Here is a 19943-nt window from a genome sequence, read left to right as displayed (position 1 = left end):
TGCCGGCGGGGTGTCGTGCTTTGTCCCCGATCCCGACGTCCCATGTCCGACTTTTCGCTCTCTGCCCTGCCCGCCGTCAAACCAGGCGCGCGCTTCGTCTTCAGCGGCCTCCAGGGCGCGGCAGATGCCTTGCTGCTCGCGCGCTACCTGGAGCAGCATCGCGCCAAGGTGCCCATGCTGGCCGTGATCTGCGCCAATGCCGTCGACGCCCAGCGCCTGGCCGAAGAGCTGCGCTGGTTTGCCCCGCAGGCGCGCGTGAAGCTGCTGCCGGACTGGGAAACGCTGCCGTACGACAATTTCTCGCCGCACCAGGATCTGATCTCCGAACGGCTGGCCACGCTGCACGATCTGCAGAACGGTGCCTGCGACATCCTGCTCGTGCCGGCATCGACGGCATTGCAGCGCATCGCGCCGCCGTCGTTCCTGGCGGCCTACACGTTCTTCTTCAAGAAGGGCGAGAAGCTGGATGAGGCCGCGCTCAAGGCGCAGTTCACGCTGGCCGGCTACGAGCACGTGAGCGCCGTCATGCGCCCCGGCGAATACTCCGTGCGCGGCGGCCTGATCGACCTCTTCCCGATGGGCTCGCCGCTGCCGTACCGGCTGGACCTGTTTGGCGACGAGATCGAGACCATCCGCTCGTTCGACCCCGACACGCAGCGTAGCCTCTACCCCGTGAACGAAGTGCGCCTGCTGCCGGGCCGCGAATTCCCGATGGACGAGGCCTCGCGCACCGCCTTCCGCGGCCGCTGGCGCGAGGTGTTTGAAGGCGACCCCACACGCTCGCCCATCTACAAGGACATCGGCAACGGCGTGCCCTCGGCCGGCATCGAGTACTACCTGCCGCTCTTTTTCGAAGAGACCGCCACGCTGTTCGACTATCTGCCGGGCGCCACGCACCTGGCCTTCGTCGGCGACATCGAAGGCGCGGTGCGCCGCTTCTGGGCTGACACCACGCAGCGCTACAACTTCATGCGCCACGACCGCGAACGGCCGCTGCTGGAGCCCGCCGCGCTGTATCTGGATGAAGAGGCATTCTTCGTGGCCGCCAAGCCGCATGCGCGCCTTGTGCTGCGCGTGGAGCCCGGTGACGCGCCGCTCTCGCTTCCGCTGCCGAACGTTGCGGTCAACCGCCGCGCGGAAGACCCACTGGTCAATCTCGAATCGTTCCTGATGCGCGGCGATTGCCGCGTAATGATCTGCGCAGAATCCGCCGGTCGCCGCGAAACGCTGGCGCAGATGCTTGCCGCCAGCGGCCTGCACCCGGAAGGCGTGGCCGATTTCGCCGACCTGCTGGCCGGCGACGCCAAGTTCGTGCTCGGCGTCGCACCGCTGTACCAAGGCTTCATTCTCGGTGACGAACGCATCGCCATCATCACCGAGACCGAGTTGTACGCGCAGAGCACGCGCCGCGCCGGTCGCCGCAAGCAGGAACAAGCCACGGCCGTCGATGCGATGGTGCGCGATCTGGCCGAACTGAAGATCGGCGACCCGGTGGTGCACAGCGAGCATGGCATCGGGCGCTATCAGGGGCTGGTGTCCGTCGACACGGGCAACGGCGAGGAAGAATTTCTCCACCTCGACTACGACAAGGGCAGCAAGCTCTACGTGCCGGTGCACCAGTTGCACGTGATCTCGCGCTACTCGGGCGCCGATCCGGAAACCGCGCCGCTGCATTCGCTCGGCTCCGGCCAGTGGGAAAAGGCCAAGCGCAAGGCCGCCCAGCAGATTCGCGATACGGCGGCTGAACTGCTGAACCTGTACGCCCGCCGCGCGCTGCGTCAGGGCTTCGCCTTCCCGCTCACGCCGGAGGACTACGTCAAATTTGCCGAGAGCTTCGGCTTTGAAGAAACGCCCGATCAGGCCGCCGCCATTGCCGCCGTCATCGCCGACATGACCTCGGGCAAGCCGATGGACCGTCTTGTCTGCGGCGACGTCGGCTTCGGCAAGACGGAAGTCGCCCTGCGTGCGGCCTTCGTAGCCGTGATGGGCGGCAAGCAGGTCGCCATCCTCGCGCCGACCACGCTGCTGGCTGAGCAGCACTACCAGACGCTGGTCGATCGCTTTGCGGATTGGCCGGTGCGCATTGCGGAAATCTCGCGCTTCAAGAACAAAAAGGAGATCGACGGCGCCATCCAGGCCATCAACGCCGGCACCATCGACATCGTGATCGGCACGCACAAGCTGCTCTCGCCGGACGTGAAGTTCGACCGGCTGGGGCTCGTCATCATCGACGAGGAACACCGCTTTGGTGTGCGCCAGAAGGAAGCGCTCAAGACGCTGCGCGCCGAGGTCGACGTGCTCACCCTCACGGCCACGCCGATCCCGCGTACGCTGGGCATGGCGCTGGAAGGCCTGCGCGATTTCTCGGTGATTGCCACCGCGCCGCAGAAGCGCCTGGCCATCAAGACCTTCCTGCGCCGCGAAGAAGACGGCGTGCTGCGCGAGGCCATCCTGCGTGAGTTGAAGCGCGGCGGGCAGGTCTACTTCCTGCACAACGAAGTCGAGACCATCGAGAACAAGCGCGCCAAACTGGAAGAGTTGATTCCGGAAGCACGCGTGGTGGTCGCGCACGGCCAGATGCACGAGCGCGAGCTGGAACGCGTGATGCGCGATTTCGTGGCCCAGCGCGCCAACATCCTGCTGTGCACGACCATCATCGAAACCGGCATCGACGTACCGACCGCCAACACGATCCTGATCCACCGCGCCGACAAATTCGGCCTGGCGCAGTTGCACCAGTTGCGCGGCCGCGTCGGACGCTCGCACCACCAGGCGTATGCGTACCTGCTGGCGCACGATCTGGACGGTTTGACCAAGCAGGCGCAGCGCCGGCTGGAAGCCATTCAGCAGATGGAAGAACTGGGTTCGGGCTTCTACCTGGCGATGCACGATCTGGAGATCCGCGGCGCCGGCGAGGTGCTGGGCGACAAGCAATCGGGCGAGATTTCCGAGATCGGCTTCCAGCTCTACACCGACATGCTCAACCAGGCGGTGAAGTCGCTCAAGGCCGGCAAGGAGCCCGACCTGATGGCGCCGCTGGCAGCCACCACCGAGATCAACCTCGGCACGCCTGCCCTGCTGCCGCAGGACTATTGCGGCGACGTGCAGGAGCGCCTGTCGCTGTACAAACGTCTGGCCAACTGCGAGAGCGGCGAGACCATCGACAACATTCAGGAAGAGCTGATCGATCGTTTCGGCAAGCTGCCGCCGCAGGCGCAGTCGCTCATCGAGACGCACCGTCTGCGCATTGCGGCCGTGCCGCTGGGCATCCGCAAGATCGACAGGGGCGCGGAAGCCGTCACGCTGCATTTCGTGCCCAACCCGCCTGTGGATGCCATCAAGATCATCGATCTCGTGCAGAAGAATCGGCAGATCAAGCTGGCCGGGCAAGACCGTCTGCGTATCGAAAACATTCCTGCCGAAACGGCCGCGCTGGCACAGACGATTCGCCATGCCATGCGGCAGTTGAGCTAACGCGCTAGCATCGACCGATCCAGAATAAGGACACCCCATGAGCACCGCTCTCACCACCCTTGATTGGACCCGCAAACTGGTCAGTTTCGACACTACCAGCCGCGGCTCCAACTTGGCGCTGATCGAAACCGTGCGCGATTACCTGCGCGGCATCGGCATCGAATCGCATCTTTCGCACAACGACGATCGCAACAAGGCCAACCTGTTTGCCACCATTCCAGCGGCGGACGGCAGCGTACAGGGCGGCATCGTGCTGTCCGGCCATACCGATGTGGTGCCCGTGGATGGCCAGAAGTGGGACAGCGATCCGTTCACGCCCGAGGTGCGCGACGGCAAGCTCTACGGCCGTGGCACGTGCGACATGAAGGGGTTCATCGCCTCGTCGCTGGCGCTGGTGCCATCGCTGCTGCAAGCCAAGCTGCGTGAGCCGGTGCACCTCGCGCTGTCCTACGACGAAGAAGTCGGCTGCGTGGGCGCACCGCGCATGATTGATGACCTGATCGCACGCGGCATCAAGCCCTCCGGCTGCATCGTCGGCGAGCCCACCTCGATGCGCCCCATCGTCGCGCACAAGGGCATCAACGCGTACCGCTGCCGCGTGCACGGCCGCGCCGCACATTCGTCGCTCACGCCGCAAGGCGTCAACGCCATTGAGTACGCCGCGCGCATCATCTGCTTCGTGCGCGATCTGGCCGATGAATTCCGTGCCAAGGGCCCGATTGATGACGCGTTTGATGTGCCGTTCACCACGGCATCGACTGGCCTGATCAACGGTGGTATTGCGCTGAACACGATCCCCGCCCTGTGCGAACTGGTGTTCGAGTTCCGCAACCTGCCCGGCGTAGATGCGCCAGCCATCCGCGCGCGAGTTGAGCGCTACGTGCGCGAGACCATCGAGCCCGCCATGCAGCGCGAGCACCCGGACGCCCGTATCGAACTCGACGAGATCGCCGCCGCGCCGTCGCTCGATGCATCCGAACAAGCCGCCATCACGCAACTCGTGCGCGTGCTGACCGAAGACAACGACAAGCGCAAGGTCGCCTACGGCACCGAAGCAGGCCTGTTCCAGCGTGCCGGCATTCCGGCCGTGCTGTGCGGCCCAGGTAACATCGAGCAGGCGCACAAGGCCAACGAATTCGTCGAACTTGCCCAGCTCGAGGCCTGCGACCGCTTCCTCGCCAAGGTGGCTCGCAGCCTGATGGTCGAAACCGCGTCCGCCTAGCGCTTACACAACAACCCTTCACCTTTTGGTGGGGCGCATTCCGGCTGGGGCGTTCGCTACAATAGCGGGCTTCCCCCGGCGTCTTTTTCCCTCTCTCGCTCATGCCTGTCGTCCTGCAAAGCCTGTCGCCGCTGTCCACTGGCGACATCGAATCCGTCCGCAGCCTGTTCGGCAGCGCCACGTACGAGATGCGCGCACCCAACGTCGCCGCCATCGAATGGGTACACGAGCTGCCCAGCGAATTGCGCGTCCAGCTCGACGCCATCTGCGCCAACCTGAAGCTGGACTACGCATGGATTCCCGACGAATGGACGTTCGGTGATTTCCGCGTGCTGGCGATGGACATGGACTCCACGCTCATCACCATCGAGTGCATCGACGAGATTGCGGATTTCTGCGGGCTCAAGCCGCAGGTGGCGGCCATCACCGAAGCCTCGATGCGCGGCGAGATCAAGGATTTCAACGAGAGCCTGACGCGCCGAGTGGAACTGCTGAAGGGCTTGGATGCGAGCGTGCTGGAGCGCGTCTACGCCGAACGCCTGCAGCTGTCGCTGGGTGCCGAAAAGATGCTCAAGGCCGTGCAGGCGATGGGCGTCCGCACGCTGCTGGTATCGGGCGGTTTCGAATTCTTCACCTCGCGCCTGCAGGAGCGCCTGGGTCTTGACCGTACGCGCGCGAACTCGCTGGAGATTGTCGACGGCAAGTTGACCGGCCGCGTGCTCGGCGAGATCGTCAACGCCGATGTGAAAGCCCAGACGCTCAAGGCGTTCTGCAAAGAGCTTGGCGTATCGCCGGATAACGCCATCGCCATGGGCGACGGCTCGAACGATCTGAAGATGATGGGTGTGGCCGGCCTGTCGGTGGCGTTCCGCGCCAAGCCGATCGTGCAAGCGCAAGCGGACGTGGCATTCAACGTGGTCGGCCTGGATGGGTTGCTGAACCTCTTCCCGCAACCATAACCAGCCCCCGCAACGGTGCCAAGCATCAGAAGCAGCAAGAAAGGCGGCCCCTAGGCTCGCCTTCGATCGCATCGGTGGAGACCTTCCGCGGATGCAGCGGCACCAGCGCAATGCCTCCATGCTCCACGACAACGCCTTTGTCTATCCGTCCGCCAGTCTGGCGGGCCGACTCGCCAATCGAATCGTAGCGAACCAGTCGCTGCTGCGTGCACGCCGCGCAGTGATGTCGCGGCTGCCGTTCCTCCAACTCGCCAGCGACGTTGAGAACGTCGTGTATTGCACGTGGGTCGTCGATGTTGCAGCCGTCGCGCCGCTGGTGCCACGCGGCGTCTCGCTGACAAACCGCAACGGTCGCACGCTGTTCACCGCACTCACCTACGCGCACCGGCACTTCGGCCCGCGCATTGCCGGCCCGCTGCGGCACCTGTTTCCCTCGCCGCTGCAAAGCAATTGGCGCCTCTACGTCGACGCACTGCCGGGCGGAGCGCTGGTGGACGGTACGGTGCTGTTCGTGAAAAACGTGTTTGATCAGCCGCTCTACGCGCTCGGCAGCCGGCTGTTCAGCGATGCGCTGCCGTCACACCTCGCTCAGCACTTCACGCATACCGTACAGAGCGGCCGCTACGAAACGCGGCTCTCGGGCGGCATTGGCAGCGCCCCGGATTTGCACTACACAGCGCAAGCGACGGACGATCGGACACTGCCTGATGTGTTTGCACCGTTCTTTAGCGATTGGCAGCATGCCGTGGCGTCCCTGACATTGCAGCATGCGGCAATCGTGCAGGTGGAAGACTGCAACCGTCTCGCGTTGGCATCGATCGACTTGCCGATCGATGTCGGTGCGGTACAGCCGCTGAAAACGATCGGGCCGGTGGGCCACGGCGATTTCCTCGCCAGCATCGGCGCCACCGGCGAACCGATGTGCTTTGTCGTGCCCGACGTCCCGTTCCGCGTGCTGTCCGAACGGCTGCTGTAGTGTTTGCGTGGCGGTGAGGGCCTGCACTCGAGGCGCCCTCCACGTCGCACCAACCTGCGCAGGGGGCCAAAATCAGCCCTTCAGGTGCGTCTCCATCGCCTGCTTCAGGTCGGCAATCAGGTCGCGCGGGTCTTCCAGGCCGATATACAGCCGCACGAAACCACCCGCGTTCTCCCAATCGGCGGGCGGCCACGCAGTGGCCGTGCGCATCGATGGGATGTTGTACGGCAGTGCCAGGCTATTCGCCCCACCCCATGAAAAACCGATCGCAAAGTAGCGCAGGCCTTCGATAAAGGCATCGATCTGTGCCTGCGAGTAGCGATCGTGCAGCACGATCGAAAACAAGCCGCTCGCACCGGTAAAGTCGCGCTTCCAGTTCTCATGGCCCGGGCAATCGGGCAGCGCCGGGTGCAGCACGCGCACGACCTCGGGCCGGTCGGCCAGCCATTCGGCCACTTCGCGCGCGTGCGCATCGTGGGCGGCCAAGCGCGTTGGCAGGCTCGGCAGGCCGCGCAGCACGAAATAGCAGTCGTCCGCCGACACACCCCACCCCATGCGCATGCGCGTAGCCAGCAGCTTGTGGTGCAGTGCCTCGTCGTTGGTGATGGCGGCACCCATCAGCACGTCGCTGCCGCCGGACTGGTACTTGGTCAGCGCCTGCACGGAGATATCGATGCCGTGCTCAAACGGCTGGTAATACACCCCGCCGCTCCAGGTGTTATCGATGGCTGTGATCGCACCTGCCGCGCGGGCGGCCTCGGCAATGGCCGTGCAGTCGGGCACTTCCATCGTCACCGAACCTGGCGCTTCCAGCCACACGAGCTTGGTGTTATGGCGGATCAGGTCAGCAATGCCGGCGCCGATCATCGGGTCGTAGTAGCGCACGGTGATGCCGAACTGTCGCGCCATCCATTCGCCGTGATCGCGGTTCGGGCCGTAGGCGTTATCGGGCACCAGCACGTCGTCGCCGGACTTGATGAGCGCGAAGTACACCAGCGAAATCGCTGCCAACCCCGACGGCAGCAGCAACGCATGCGAGCCACCTTCGATCTGCGCGAGCGCCTGGCATAGCGTGTCGGACGTCGGCGTGGCATGCAGGCCGTAGCGCCAGTGCACCACGCTGCCGCTGCCAAAGGCACGCATATCGGCGAGGTTCTTGAAGACCACCGTGGATGCCCGATGCGTGGCATGCGAGAACGCCGCAAAGCCGGCCGGAACGTGCAGATCCGGATGCACAGCCTGGGTGGCAGGGAACATGGGCGGGAGCTTGGTGTCGTCGGTCACGGGCGATTCCTGGAATTCCTGGGGCGTGGCGAATGAGCGGCGGCTGGCCGCTGACCCGGCAGCTTACCAGTGCGCGCCAGATCGCGCGGGGTTAACCGGCGGCAGCACGGGCGCGGGGGCGATCTTCCCGGGGCTTGCGGGCACCAGGGGTGTCGCGGCCACGGCGGCATTGCTGTTGGCGGCGGCGTCGTACGGCGGAATCACCACCACCGCGACGGGCCGCAGCACAAAGGGCAGCGTATGGCCGTCGTGGGCCACGTCCGTCCATGTGCCTCGCACAATGCCCTGACCGTCGATGGCACCTTCCCACGTGCCGGTGACGTGCGTGCCGTCATCCGACTCTTCCATGAGGAAGCCGCCGTTCTCATATTCGCCAGTCACGAGACGCACGCCCGGCGCTTTGCCGGCGACATATTCGCCGTGGACGCTGTCGATTTCCCCAGTCTTGCGGCCAAGGCGCATGTGAATCGGCATGTCGCCGATGACACCGGTGTAGACAGGGTATTTCGCGTAGTCGGGCTGCGGTTGCAACACGTGGGCCGGCTCGGTTTGAGCAGAGAAGCCATTGCCAGCCTTGGCAGCTTGCGCGGCGCGCCGTTTGTCGCCGTCGGCGATGGCGCGGTTCAAGCCGAGGTCGGCCGGCTGCACGTTCATGCTGCCGGTCGACACGTCATAGCCGTTGTTGGCGGCCGGCGTCTGGGCAGACACCGGCACCGCGCCTGTGGCCAGCACGAGCGCACACAGCGCGCCAGCCGGCCACACCAGGCGTTCAATCGAAACGCTGCGTTCAGATGCGTTCAAACACCGCCGCAATGCCTTGTCCTCCACCAATACACATGGTCACCAGCGCGTAGCGACCACCGATACGCTGCAGCTCGTGCAGCGCTTTCACCGTAATCAAAGCCCCCGTTGCGCCGATCGGGTGGCCGAGCGAGATACCCGAGCCATTCGGGTTGACCTTGGCCGGGTCCAGGCCGAGTTCTTTCGTTACCGCACAGGCTTGGGCTGCGAATGCTTCATTCGCCTCGATCACGTCCAGATCCTTAACCGTCAGACCCGCACGCTCCAGCGCCTTGCGCGTGGCCGGCACCGGACCAATGCCCATGATCTTCGGCTCTACGCCAGCGTGGCCATACGAAACCAGCCGCGCCAGCGGCTTGAGACCGCGCTTCTCCGCTTCCAAGCGTTCCATCAGCACCAGCGCCGCCCCGGCATCGTTCAAGCCCGAAGCGTTGCCCGCCGTCACCGTGCCGTTTTCCTTCGCGAAGACGGGCTTGAGCTTGGTCATGTCATCGATGGTCGCGTCGTGGCGGACGTGCTCATCGGTATCGAACTGGATGTCGCCCTTGCGCGATTTGATCGTCACCGGAACGATCTGGTCCTTGAAATAGCCGGCCTGGATGGCCCGCGAGGCACGCTGGTGCGATTCCAGCGCGGTCTGGTCCTGCTGCTCGCGGCTGATGCCGAATTCGCGGGCGACGTTTTCCGCCGTCACGCCCATGTGGATGGCGTGGAACGGGTCGTGCAGCGCGCCGAGCATCATGTCGACCATCTTGGCGTCGCCCATTCGCGAGCCCCAGCGGGCCGCGGGCGCGAGGTACGGCGCGCGGCTCATGCTCTCGGCACCGCCGGCAATGGCGACATCGGCATCGCCCAGCAGAATGGTCTGCGCGGCGCTCACCACGGCCTGCAGGCCCGAGCCGCACAGGCGGTTGACGTTGAATGCGGGCGTCTCGGCCGACACACCACCGTTCACGGCCGCCACGCGCGACAGATACATGTCGCGCGGCTCCGTGTTGATGACATGGCCGAACACTACGTGGCCGACGTCCTCGCCCTTCACGCCGGCGCGGGCCAGTGCCTCGCGCACGACCAGCGCGCCCAACTCGCACGGTGCCACGTCTTTCAGGCTGCCGCCAAATTCGCCGATTGCGGTACGAACGCCGCTGACCACCACCACTTCACGTGCCATTGCTGTCTCCTGTGCCATCGCGATTGAAATTGGATGGCGGCCAGTATAAACGCACGACCGTTCGCAAATTTTAGGTAGGACTACCTAAGCGGCCTTGGGGTCAGACCTCGCCCCACAGGTCGTGTCCATCCGCCCCGGTAATCTTGACCGACACGAAATCGCCCGTCTTGTAGCGTTTGTACGGCTTCGACGGCGGGGCGATGTACACCAGGCCGTCAATCTCCGGCGCATCCGCCGACGAGCGGCCAATGCCGCCATCCTGATTTACTTCGTCCACCAGCACGCGTAGCGTCTTGCCGACCTTGCGTTGCAGGCGGCGCGCCGACACGCGTTCGGCCACTTCCATGAAGCGCGCACGGCGCTCTTCGCGTACCTCGTCGGGCAGCGCGCCCGGCAGATCGTTGGCCGTCGCTCCTTCCACCGGCGAATAGGCGAAGCAGCCCACGCGGTCCAGCTCGGCCTCGGCGATGAAGTCGAGCAGCGTCTGGAATTCTTCTTCCGTCTCGCCCGGGAAGCCGGCGATGAACGTGCTACGGATGGTCAGTTCGGGGCACACCTCGCGCCAGGCACGGATGCGGTCAAGCGTTTTCTCCGCATTGGCCGGACGCTTCATGCGCTTGAGCACATCCGGGTGGGCGTGCTGCAGCGGCACGTCGAGGTACGGCAGCACCTTGCCCTCGGCCATCAGCGGCATCACTTCGTCCACGCTGGGGTACGGATAGACGTAATGCAGGCGGACCCATGCGCCATACTCCGAAGCCAGTTCGCCCAGCGCGGCCACCAGCTCGGTCATGCGCGTCTTCAGCGGGCGGCCATTCCAGAAGCCCGTGCGGAACTTGACGTCGACACCGTAGGCGCTGGTGTCCTGCGAGATGACGAGCAGCTCCTTCACGCCGGCCTTCAGCAGGTTTTCCGCCTCCAGCATCACTTCGGCCACCGGGCGAGACACTAGGTCGCCGCGCATCGATGGGATGATGCAGAAGCTGCAGCGGTGGTTGCAGCCTTCAGAAATCTTCAGATACGCGTAGTGCTTGGGCGTGAGCTTGATGCCCTGCGGCGGCACGAGGTCGATGAACGGATCGTGCGGCTTGGGCAGGTGCGTATGCACCGCTTCCATCACCTCGCCCAGCGCATGAGGGCCGGTCACGGCCAGCACCTTCGGGTGCACGCTGGTGATGATGTCCTGGCCGGCGGCGTCCTTCTTGGCGCCCAGGCAACCGGTTACGATCACCTTGCCGTTCTCGGCCAGCGCTTCGCCAATCGCATCCAGACTTTCCTGCACAGCCTCGTCAATGAAGCCGCAGGTATTCACGACCACCAGGTCCGCCCCGCCGTAGGTGCCGGAGATCTCGTACCCCTCCGCGCGCAGTTGGGTAATGATCTGCTCGGAATCGACGAGTGCCTTGGGGCAACCGAGCGAAACGAAGCCCACCTTCGGGCTCTGGGTACTGACGTCGGACATGGGAACAACCTGATGTGGGGAGAGGAGTTGCGCTGTGCACACCAGGGTGTGCCGCGCGGTTGCGTATTTTAACCGTTCGCCGCGCCTGGGCGGCCAAGCTTAAGCTGCATCTGTTCACGCATTTGCTCGCGCATTTGCTCGATCACGCGCGCGATTTCCATTGCGTCCTGCAGACGGCGGATCGCATCGTGCAGCTCCGCGGCCTGTGGCCACGTCCGCTTCAGATAGCTGAGCCACAGTTTGACGCGGCCATGCTCATGCTTGGCTTGGATGCGCGCATGCAGCTTCTTCAGATAATCGGCGAGATAACCCAGCACGATCGGCCACTCAGCGGCGGACGGCGCTTGCTCCATCTGCCCGCGAATGCGCTGGACCAGGAACGGATCGGACACTGCGCCGCGGCCGATCATCACGTCATCGCAACCGCTGACGGCGCGGCAGCGCTCCCAGTCGGCAACGGTCCAGACTTCGCCATTGGCGGTCACGGGGACGCTCACCGCATCGGCGATGCGCGCAATCCAATCCCAATGCGCAGGCGGCCGATAGCCATGATCGCGCGTGCGGGCGTGGACGACCAGTGATTCGGCACCGCCTTCGGCCAGCGCCGTCGCACAGTCAATCGCCCGCGAGGTGTCGGAAACACCGAGCCGCATCTTCGCCGTCACCGAAATGTGGGCTGGCACCGCAGTCCGTACGGCGCGCACGATGTCGTGCAGCACTTCCGGCGTAGCGAGCAGCATCGCGCCACCGCCATGCCGGTTCACCACCTTGGCCGGGCAACCGAAGTTCAGGTCAACCCCATGCGGCGACAGGGTCGCGGCATAGGCTGCATTGCGGGCCAGCCATTCCGGATCACTACCCAGGAATTGGATGACCATCGGCGTGCCGCTGGCGGTATAGCCACCGTTGGCGATTTCCGGCGTTTCGCGCTCGTAGGTACGAAAGGGAAGTAGCGAGCCCGTCACCCGGACGAATTCCGAAACGCAGCCGTCATAGCCACCGGCCTGTGTCAGCACGTCGCGCATGACGTAGTCCGCGACCCCTTCCATCGGGGCAAGCAACAGCCGGCTCATGAGGCGCGCTCAACGGCGGAGGACAACCGGCGTGCAAGCCGGGGGCGGACATCAAACATGGAAAACCGGGGCGGGAAGCATGATCGTCGATGAGACGCATGCCTCACCTGAAGGAGCGGTATTTTACCTTGCCGCCCTATTTCGCGCGCCCCAAACAAAAAAGGCGAACCGCCATGCGATTCGCCTTGCTTGGTCAGCGTGCCGAACTTACTTCTTTTCGGGCGGCTGGTTGAACGGGAAGGTCCCGAACATGTTCTTGGCCTGACTCTGCATTTGTTCCTGCATCTGCACGAACAGGTTTTTGCTCTGCTCGATGTAGTTGCTCATCATGCCTTGCATCATCGGCCCCTGCATGTTCATGAACTGCGACCACATGTCGGGGTTGAAGCTGTTGCCGCTGTACAGATCCTTCGAGTTCTCGGCGAGCTTGCTTTGGATGTCGACAAACGCCTGGATGTTCTTTTCCAAATACGTGCCCATCATCCCCTGCATGGCGTTGCCGTAGAAGCGGATGATCTGCGCGAGCATCGAGCCGGAGAACATCGGTACGCCGCCGGTTTCCTCTTCCAGGATGATCTGCAGCAGAATGCTGCGGGTCAGGTCTTCACCGGATTTCGCATCGACGACGCGAAATTCCTCGGTTTCCATCACGAGCTGCTTGACGTCTGCCAGCGTGATGTACGTGCTGGTCTGCGTATCGTAGAGCCGGCGGTTTGGATATTTCTTGATCAGCCGTTCAGTGCCCTTCTTGCTGGTGGCCATCGTGCCTTTCCGTGTTGGCGATGCTGCTGCGGTGCAGCCGATGCAGTGCGAGATGACCGCACCGGGCGGTGCAGCAAAACGCGGTTGCGCGACTGTGTCGATTCGCATTGTGCGAATGCTTCAATGCAAACTCAGCGCAGATGCATCCAGTTATGATCGGACGCCCCGTGTCTCCCTGCAGAGCGCCTCCGTGGTTGGATTCTATGCGGATCGCCCTGCAAAGAAAAGGCGACCTCCCCCGGTAAAAACCCGCAGCATTTTGATACGATCGCCGCACCTGAACCGTGGTGGCACAAGCGCAAAAACGACTGCTGCGATGCAATCGAGCACCGCAGCACTGCAGACGAACCAAGGGGAAAATTGCTGCGCCGATGCTGCAGCAACGCCGCAGCATCGGCGTCGAGCGGTCAGCCCATGTGCAGGCCGCCGTTGAGGGAGAAGTCCGCGCCCGTGGAGAAGCCGGATTCTTCGGATGCAAGCCACGCGCAGATCGAGGCGATCTCGGTCGGCTCACCCAGGCGCTTGACAGGGATCGTGGCGACGATTTTGTCGAGCACATCCTGACGAATCGCTTTCACCATATCCGTCGCGATATAGCCCGGCGACACGGTGTTGACCGTCACGCCCTTGGTGGCTACTTCCTGCGCCAGCGCCATCGTGAAGCCGTGCAGGCCAGCCTTGGCCGTCGAGTAGTTCGTCTGACCGAACTGGCCCTTCTGACCATTCACCGACGAGATGTTGACGATGCGGCCCCAGCCACGATCCACCATGCCGTCGATCACCTGCTTGGTCACGTTGAACAGCGACGTCAGGTTGGTATCGATCACGGCGTCCCAATCAGCGCGGGTCATCTTGCGGAACACCACGTCGCGCGTAATGCCCGCATTGTTGATGAGCACATCCACCTCGCCCACCTCAGCCTTGACCTTGTCAAACGCGGCCTTGGTCGATTCCCAGTCGCCGACGTTGCCCTCGGACGGAACAAAGTCGAAACCCAGTGCCTTCTGCTGTTCCAGCCACTTCACCTTGCGCGGCGAGTTCGGGCCGCAACCTGCAACGACGATAAAACCGTCGCGCGCCAAGCGCTGGCAAATCGCCGTTCCAATACCGCCCATGCCGCCGGTGACGTATGCGATGCGTTTGGTCATGTCCACTCCTGGTCCTTGTTGTTAGAGCCGCCCGGCCATTTGCTGGGCGGAAATGCTTGGTGTGTCTCGGATCGGCGCATGCGACTTTTGTTCCACATTGCGCCCATCCCATTCGCAAAAAATTTACGGGCGCTCAACCGCCAGCGCCACGCCCATGCCGCCGCCAATACACAGCGAGGCCAGGCCCTTCTTCGCGTCGCGCTTCTGCATTTCGTGCAGCAGCGTCACCAGGATGCGGCAGCCGGAAGCGCCGATCGGGTGGCCGATGGCAATCGCACCGCCGTTAACGTTGACCTTGGACGTATCCCAGCCCATTTGCTGATGCACGGCAAGCGCCTGCGCGGCGAACGCTTCGTTGATCTCCATCAGGTCCAGATCGTTGACCGACCAGCCTGCACGCGAAAGGCAACGCTTCGATGCCGGCACCGGGCCCATCCCCATGACCTTCGGGTCCAGGCCAGCGCTGGCGTATGCACGGATCGTCGCCAGCGGCGTTAGGCCGAGCTCCTTAGCCTTGGCGGCAGACATCACCACCACGGCGGCCGCGCCGTCGTTCAAGCCCGACGCATTGGCGGCCGTCACCGTGCCGGCCTTGTCGAATGCAGGCTTCAGGCCGGCCATCGAATCCAGCGTCGCACCGTGGCGGACGAACTCATCCTGCGTGAAGGCGATCGGATCGCCCTTGCGCTGCGGAATCAGGATCGGAACGATCTCGTCGTTGAAGCGGCCAGCTTTTTGCGCGGCTTCTGCCTTGTTCTGCGAAGCGACGGCAAACTCGTCTTGCGCCTCGCGGGTGATGCCGTACTCCTTGGCAACGTTCTCCGCGGTGATGCCCATGTGGTACTGGTTGTAGACGTCCCACAGGCCGTCCACAATCATCGAATCGATGAGTTTGGCGTCGCCCATGCGGAAGCCGTCGCGCGAGCCCGGCAGCACGTGCGGCGCGGCAGACATGTTCTCCTGGCCGCCGGCCACGACGATATCGGCATCACCAGCAATGATGGCGTTCGCCGCCAGCATGACCGCCTTCAGACCCGACCCGCACACCTTGTTGATGGTCATGCCGGGAATCATGTTGGGCAGCCCCGCCTTGATGACGGACTGGCGTGCCGGGTTTTGGCCCGAGCCGGCCGTCAGGACTTGGCCCATGATGACTTCGCTGACCTGCTCCGGCGACACCTTTGCGCGTGCCAGGGCCTCGCGGATAACGGCCGCGCCAAGGTCAGGCGCAGCAATCTTCGCCAGCGAGCCACCAAACTTGCCCACGGCGGTACGTACCGCCGATACGATCACAACATCGGTCATTTTGCTTACCTTCCACATTCAAGAGGGAGTCGTGGGAACCGTCAGCGACCTTAGCCGCTGCGGCAACGGGGGTTCATGCGCGCGATCTTACGCTTTCTGTTTGACGTAGCGGCCGGGTGCGGGCTCGATCTCGGGGTAGTCCGCATTGCCGTAACGCTTGGGCGCCGCCTTCTGCGCGCCAGCGTGTGAGGCGAGCCAGCTTGACCAGTCCGGCCACCAGCTGCCTGGGTGCTCCTTGGCGCCCTCAAACCATGCATCCGCGGTTTCGGGCAGTTTGGCGTTGATCCAGTGCGAGCGCTTGTTCGCGGCAGGCGGGTTGATAACGCCCGCAATGTGGCCCGACGCGCCCAGCACGAAGCGCCGCTCGCCCTTGAGCAGCGGCACGGATGCATACGCCGATTGCCACGGGACGATGTGATCTTCGCGGGAACCGTAGATATAGACCGGCGCCTTGATCTTGCCGAGGTCGACGGGCGTGCCGTTCACGCTCAGCTTGCCCGGGGTCTTCAGATCATTCTGCAGATACGTGTGGCGCAGATACCAGCAGTACCAAGGGCCCGGCAGGTTGGTCGAATCACCGTTCCAGTACAACAGGTCGAACGGCGCGGGCGTCTTGCCCTTCAGGTAGTTCTCGACGACGTAGTTCCAGACCAGATCATTCGGGCGCAGGAACGAGAACGTGTTCGCCAACTCCACCCCGCGCAGCAGGCCAGGGCCGGTCGGCGCATTGGAACCGATGGTCTTCTCCCGCATTTCCACCTGGGCCTGGTCGACGAAGACATCGAGAATGCCGGTATCGGTAAAGTCCAGCAGCGTCGTCAGCAAGGTCAGGCTAGCGGCAGGATGCTCGCCGCGCGCAGCCAGCACAGCCAACGCGGTCGACAGGATCGTCCCACCCACGCAGAAGCCCAGCGCATTGATCTGATCCTGGCCGGAAATCTCACGCGCTACGCGCAGCGCCTCAATCGCGCCGCCCTCGATGTAGTCGTCCCACGTGCGGGACGCCATGCTTGCATCCGGGTTACGCCACGAGACCAGGAACACCGTATTGCCCTGCTCCACCGAATAGCGCACCAGCGAATTAGCCGGCTGCAAGTCGAGGATGTAGTACTTGTTGATGCACGGCGGCACCAGCAGCAGCGGCCGCGCATACACCTTGGCCGTCAGCGGCTTGTACTGGATGAGCTGAAAATAGTCGTTCTCGAAAACGACCGCGCCTTCGCTGTTGGCCACGTTGCGGCCGATCTCGAAGGCGGTCTCGTCCGTCTGCGAAATCTTGCCGCGCTCCATGTCCTGCAGCATGTTGAGAATGCCCGTACGCAGGGATTCTCCGCGCGATTCAATCAGGTGCTTCTGCGCTTCCGGATTGGTCGCCAGGAAGTTGGACGGCGACATGGCAGCCGTCCATTGCGAGACCGCAAAGCGCACGCGCTCACGCGTCTTGGCGTCGGCCTTCACGGCGTCTGCCATTTCCATCAGCGTGCGCGCATTGAGCACGTAGAACGCAGCGGCATAGCCGTAGAGCGGGCTCTTGCGCCACGCATCGTTCGAAAAGCGGCGGTCGGACGGCGCCACGGCCTCGGCGCTTTCGCCGGTGCTCATATGGCGCCAGATCTTCAGCCATTCTTCGAGATATTTCTGCTGGATTTCCGCCAGTCGCTCGGGCGGAATCAGCGCGAAGGGCACGGTGCCCTCGCCCACTTGCCCGCCGTTGAACTGGCCGAAACCCGGCGCAGCCGCACCGGGTTGGGCAAAGGCGCCCGCAAAGGCCTGCCATTGCTTGAACTGCTCCGCCCACTGCGCTGGGTCCGACAAGCCCTGCCAGGGGGCTTGAGTGTGGGCGCTAGATGCTTTGGAAGATGTCGATTGACGCGATGCCATAGTGCCCTCGATGCGTACGATAGACGCCACTCCATTCGGAAAAGCGGCGCAAATCGCAGTATTGCGGGGCATTGTTGCCTTGCCGTTTCAAGACTGTCAATCAGAGGAACCTGATGATTGGCCGAAAACCTTGATCCAGCGCGGGTTTTGCCGCATCCATCCGGAACGAACCTCCGCCAAATGGCTAAGCGCGGCAGCGGGCTATGTACCTAGCGGCACCGTTTCATGCGAGACTGCCCCATTGCGCCAACGTCGGGCCTGTTCCCCATGTATATCGTCGCAATCGCTTGGCTGTATGTCGTGCTGATGATGTCGTTGACTGAGCAATCGTGGGTCGCCGGCATCAGTACATTTGTTCTGTATGGCGCGGCGCCACTGGCGCTTTTTCTGTGGATCGTCGGCTATCCCGCACGCAAGCGGCGGCGCCGAGCGCAGGAGCAAGCTGAGCAAGAGGCGAACGCCGCCATCTCTGGCGACAGCGCCCCTTAAGCCATCACTCAGCCCGCCAGATCAGCGTGGCCATGCGACCGGTTGTGCGATCACGGCGGTAGGAATAGAAGCGCTCAGCGTCAGTCATCGTGCACAGACCACCGCCATATACGTCCGTGCAACCTACGCGCGCCAGCCGCAGTCGGGCGAGCGCGTAGAGGTCGGCGAAAAACTTTCCCTCGCCTTCACCTTGCACAAACGCAGCCTCGGTGGCTGACAACTCGTTTGGCTGGGCCGCATCAATAAAGGCTTGCCGCACCTCCGCGCCCACCTCAAAGCAAGACGGACCGATGGCTGGACCAAGCCACGCGAGCCATGTCGGATCAGCTTCCTGGCCACTGGCGCGTAGCCGTTGCATCATCGCGTCGACCGTGCGCTCGATCACGCCGCCGCACAGGCCGCGCCATCCGGCATGTGCCGCACCGACGGTCACGCCGCGTGCATCACTCAGCAACACCGGCAGGCAATCGGCGGTCATGACCACGCAGACGCGGTCTCGCCAAGACGCGACAGCCGCGTCTGCAACCACGGGCGCCGGCGTATTGACGAGCTGATCAAGGTCAGCCACGCCGGTGCCGTGCACCTGCTCCATCCAAACAGGATCGGCGGGCAACGCCGCGCGCAGAATGCGGCGATTCTGCTCAACAGCTTCCGGCGCATCGCCCACGTGCGTGCCGAGGTTCAACCCGCCCGGCAAGCCGCCAGCCAAACCGTAAGGGCCGGCACTGACGCCGCCTAGGCGCGTCGTCGCCAGTGCCTTGACGCGCGGATGCGCCGGCCAATCGGGAACGATCCAATCAGGTGAAATCGACATCGGGGTCCAGGTCCAGGGCTTCCATCAGTTCGGCAAAATCTTCGGGCACCGGCGCTTCCCAATGCACCGACTTGCCCGACGCGGGGTGCACCAGGCCCAGGCGCACCGCATGCAATGCCTGCCGCGCAAACGGTACCGGCAGCTGTGCCTTGATCGTCTGCGGCTGGCCACGACGGAAGTTGCGCGTGTACACCGGATCGCCCAACAGCGGATGGCCTTCCGACTCAAAGTGCACGCGGATCTGGTGCGTGCGCCCCGTCTCCAGCTGGCAGCGCACAAGGGACACCTGCGCCCGCCCCACCTCCACCACATCCAGTGTCTTGAAATGCGTACGCGCCGGTTTGCCGCTGGCCGTTTCGATGATGGCCATGCGCGTGCGGTCGCGCGGGTCACGGCCGATCGGGGCGTCGATGGTGGCCTCTTCCGGCGTCTCGCCCCACACCAGCGCGAGGTAGGTCCGCTTGACGGTACGCGCCTGCAACTGGCGCACAAGGTCGGTCTGCGCGGGCAGCGTTTTGGCGACGACCATCAGGCCCGACGTGTCCTTGTCGAGCCGATGAACGATGCCAGCGCGAGGCAATTCCACAGCCGCCGGATAACGGTGCAGCAGCCCGTTGAGCACGGTGCCGCTCCAGTTGCCGGCGGCGGGATGCACGACCAGCCCGGCGGGCTTGTTGATGACGAGCAGCGTGTCGTCTTCGTACACCACATCAAGGTCGATCGGCTCGGCCACGAAGGCGCTCTCGTCAGCCGCGCGCTGCGGCACGACCTCGATGCGGGCGCCGCCGGACACTGCGGCGCGCGGGCGCACCGCTGCGCCATCTACGCGGACAGCGCCGGCGTCGATCCATTGCTGCAGGCGGCTGCGCGAGTAATCGGGCAGCAGCTTGGCCAGCGCCTTGTCGAGGCGTTCGCCATGCATGGCCTCGGGAATCTCCACGATGATCGGCTCGGCCGCCTGGACCGCACCAGCGACAGACAAGTCGAGTGCTTCGTCGTCGAGGGCCTCATCAGTGTCCTGCGCGGTTTCCTGCGCAGTGAGGGAAACGTCAGCCGCTGCGTCGTCCGACACAGGGCTTGGGCTATAATCCTTGGTGCGATTTTTCATTCAAAAAAGGTGCC

Annotated in this window: 16 protein-coding genes; 5 read left to right on the top strand and 11 right to left on the bottom strand. The window is 64.0% G+C overall.

Annotation, left to right across the window (positions count from 1 at the left end; all coding sequences use genetic code 11):
- Positions 1–42: 42 nt before the first annotated feature.
- The 4 genes from mfd to ACS7SF_RS17960 all read left to right on the top strand — a co-directional run bounded on the left by mfd (position 43) and on the right by ACS7SF_RS17960 (position 6631).
- Positions 43–3474 (top strand): transcription-repair coupling factor, encoded by a 3432-nt coding sequence (gene mfd, locus ACS7SF_RS17975; RefSeq protein WP_439890999.1) that lies wholly within the window; start codon positions 43–45, stop codon positions 3472–3474.
- Between the two features lie 37 nt (positions 3475–3511).
- Positions 3512–4696, top strand: a complete 1185-nt coding sequence (gene argE / locus ACS7SF_RS17970) for an acetylornithine deacetylase (protein ID WP_439890998.1) — start codon at positions 3512–3514, stop codon at positions 4694–4696.
- Between the two features lie 101 nt (positions 4697–4797).
- The gene (serB, locus tag ACS7SF_RS17965; protein ID WP_439890997.1) at positions 4798–5655 is read left to right on the top strand and encodes a phosphoserine phosphatase SerB; all 858 of its coding nucleotides are present in this window, start codon (positions 4798–4800) and stop codon (positions 5653–5655) included.
- A 118-nt stretch (positions 5656–5773) separates the two neighbouring features.
- The gene (locus ACS7SF_RS17960; RefSeq protein ID WP_439890996.1) at positions 5774–6631 is read left to right on the top strand and encodes a DUF2071 domain-containing protein; all 858 of its coding nucleotides are present in this window, start codon (positions 5774–5776) and stop codon (positions 6629–6631) included.
- Between the two features lie 72 nt (positions 6632–6703).
- Here ACS7SF_RS17960 and ACS7SF_RS17955 read toward each other — a convergent pair whose 3' ends face one another.
- The 9 genes from ACS7SF_RS17955 to phaC all read right to left on the bottom strand — a co-directional run bounded on the left by ACS7SF_RS17955 (position 6704) and on the right by phaC (position 17518).
- Complete coding sequence (locus ACS7SF_RS17955) at positions 6704–7915, bottom strand: cystathionine beta-lyase (protein WP_439890995.1); 1212 nt, start codon at positions 7913–7915, stop codon at positions 6704–6706.
- Positions 7916–7978: 63 nt separating this feature from the next.
- A complete protein-coding gene (locus tag ACS7SF_RS17950) occupies positions 7979–8728 on the bottom strand; it encodes a hypothetical protein (RefSeq protein ID WP_439890994.1) in 750 nt (249 codons plus the stop codon).
- Positions 8703–9887, bottom strand: coding sequence for a beta-ketothiolase BktB (bktB, locus tag ACS7SF_RS17945; protein WP_439890993.1), 1185 nt, complete (start codon positions 9885–9887; stop codon positions 8703–8705). Before bktB ends, ACS7SF_RS17950 begins: the two co-directional genes overlap by 26 nt.
- 100 nt (positions 9888–9987) lie before the next feature.
- On the bottom strand, positions 9988–11349 hold the full coding sequence (rimO, locus tag ACS7SF_RS17940) for a 30S ribosomal protein S12 methylthiotransferase RimO (protein WP_439890992.1): 1362 nt from the start codon (positions 11347–11349) through the stop codon (positions 9988–9990).
- A gap of 68 nt (positions 11350–11417) precedes the next feature.
- The gene (locus ACS7SF_RS17935) at positions 11418–12422 is read right to left on the bottom strand and encodes a tRNA dihydrouridine synthase (RefSeq protein ID WP_439890991.1); all 1005 of its coding nucleotides are present in this window, start codon (positions 12420–12422) and stop codon (positions 11418–11420) included.
- 207 nt (positions 12423–12629) lie between these two features.
- Positions 12630–13184: a polyhydroxyalkanoate synthesis repressor PhaR gene (phaR, locus tag ACS7SF_RS17930; protein WP_021194616.1), complete on the bottom strand. Its 555-nt coding sequence runs from the start codon at positions 13182–13184 to the stop codon at positions 12630–12632.
- A 407-nt stretch (positions 13185–13591) separates the two neighbouring features.
- A complete protein-coding gene (locus tag ACS7SF_RS17925) occupies positions 13592–14332 on the bottom strand; it encodes a 3-ketoacyl-ACP reductase (protein WP_439890990.1) in 741 nt (246 codons plus the stop codon).
- A 123-nt stretch (positions 14333–14455) separates the two neighbouring features.
- Complete coding sequence (locus ACS7SF_RS17920; protein WP_439890989.1) at positions 14456–15637, bottom strand: acetyl-CoA C-acetyltransferase; 1182 nt, start codon at positions 15635–15637, stop codon at positions 14456–14458.
- 87 nt (positions 15638–15724) lie between these two features.
- Positions 15725–17518: a class I poly(R)-hydroxyalkanoic acid synthase gene (phaC, locus tag ACS7SF_RS17915; RefSeq protein WP_439890988.1), complete on the bottom strand. Its 1794-nt coding sequence runs from the start codon at positions 17516–17518 to the stop codon at positions 15725–15727.
- 267 nt (positions 17519–17785) lie between these two features.
- Here phaC and ACS7SF_RS17910 point away from each other — a divergent pair, with 267 nt between their 5' ends.
- The gene (locus ACS7SF_RS17910) at positions 17786–18007 is read left to right on the top strand and encodes a hypothetical protein (protein ID WP_439892797.1); all 222 of its coding nucleotides are present in this window, start codon (positions 17786–17788) and stop codon (positions 18005–18007) included.
- A gap of 4 nt (positions 18008–18011) precedes the next feature.
- Here ACS7SF_RS17910 and pgeF read toward each other — a convergent pair whose 3' ends face one another.
- Together pgeF and ACS7SF_RS17900 are read right to left on the bottom strand one after the other, a co-directional pair.
- Positions 18012–18821: a peptidoglycan editing factor PgeF gene (gene pgeF, locus ACS7SF_RS17905; RefSeq protein WP_439890987.1), complete on the bottom strand. Its 810-nt coding sequence runs from the start codon at positions 18819–18821 to the stop codon at positions 18012–18014.
- Positions 18805–19929: an RluA family pseudouridine synthase gene (locus ACS7SF_RS17900; RefSeq protein WP_439890986.1), complete on the bottom strand. Its 1125-nt coding sequence runs from the start codon at positions 19927–19929 to the stop codon at positions 18805–18807. Before ACS7SF_RS17900 ends, pgeF begins: the two co-directional genes overlap by 17 nt.
- Between the last annotated feature and the right edge of the window lie 14 nt (positions 19930–19943).

It is taken from the genome of Ralstonia sp. 25C, assembly GCF_051904805.1.
Classification (GTDB): domain Bacteria; phylum Pseudomonadota; class Gammaproteobacteria; order Burkholderiales; family Burkholderiaceae; genus Ralstonia.
Note: the sequence above shows the minus strand (reverse complement) of the source record. Positions and strands in the feature narration are given on the sequence as shown.

Bases quoted from the DNA above. Each gene is read 5' to 3' on its own strand.
- mfd (WP_439890999.1), top strand. From the start codon at position 43: ATGTCCGACTTTTCGCTCTCTGCCCTGCCCGCCGTCAAACCAGGCGCG.
- argE (WP_439890998.1), top strand. From the start codon at position 3,512: ATGAGCACCGCTCTCACCACCCTTGATTGGACCCGCAAACTGGTCAGT.
- serB (WP_439890997.1), top strand. From the start codon at position 4,798: ATGCCTGTCGTCCTGCAAAGCCTGTCGCCGCTGTCCACTGGCGACATC.
- ACS7SF_RS17960 (WP_439890996.1), top strand. From the start codon at position 5,774: ATGCTCCACGACAACGCCTTTGTCTATCCGTCCGCCAGTCTGGCGGGC.
- bktB (WP_439890993.1), bottom strand. From the start codon at position 9,887: ATGGCACGTGAAGTGGTGGTGGTCAGCGGCGTTCGTACCGCAATCGGC.
- rimO (WP_439890992.1), bottom strand. From the start codon at position 11,349: ATGTCCGACGTCAGTACCCAGAGCCCGAAGGTGGGCTTCGTTTCGCTC.
- ACS7SF_RS17935 (WP_439890991.1), bottom strand. From the start codon at position 12,422: ATGAGCCGGCTGTTGCTTGCCCCGATGGAAGGGGTCGCGGACTACGTC.
- phaR (WP_021194616.1), bottom strand. From the start codon at position 13,184: ATGGCCACCAGCAAGAAGGGCACTGAACGGCTGATCAAGAAATATCCA.
- ACS7SF_RS17925 (WP_439890990.1), bottom strand. From the start codon at position 14,332: ATGACCAAACGCATCGCATACGTCACCGGCGGCATGGGCGGTATTGGA.
- ACS7SF_RS17920 (WP_439890989.1), bottom strand. From the start codon at position 15,637: ATGACCGATGTTGTGATCGTATCGGCGGTACGTACCGCCGTGGGCAAG.
- phaC (WP_439890988.1), bottom strand. From the start codon at position 17,518: ATGGCATCGCGTCAATCGACATCTTCCAAAGCATCTAGCGCCCACACT.
- ACS7SF_RS17910 (WP_439892797.1), top strand. From the start codon at position 17,786: ATGTATATCGTCGCAATCGCTTGGCTGTATGTCGTGCTGATGATGTCG.
- pgeF (WP_439890987.1), bottom strand. From the start codon at position 18,821: ATGTCGATTTCACCTGATTGGATCGTTCCCGATTGGCCGGCGCATCCG.
- ACS7SF_RS17900 (WP_439890986.1), bottom strand. From the start codon at position 19,929: ATGAAAAATCGCACCAAGGATTATAGCCCAAGCCCTGTGTCGGACGAC.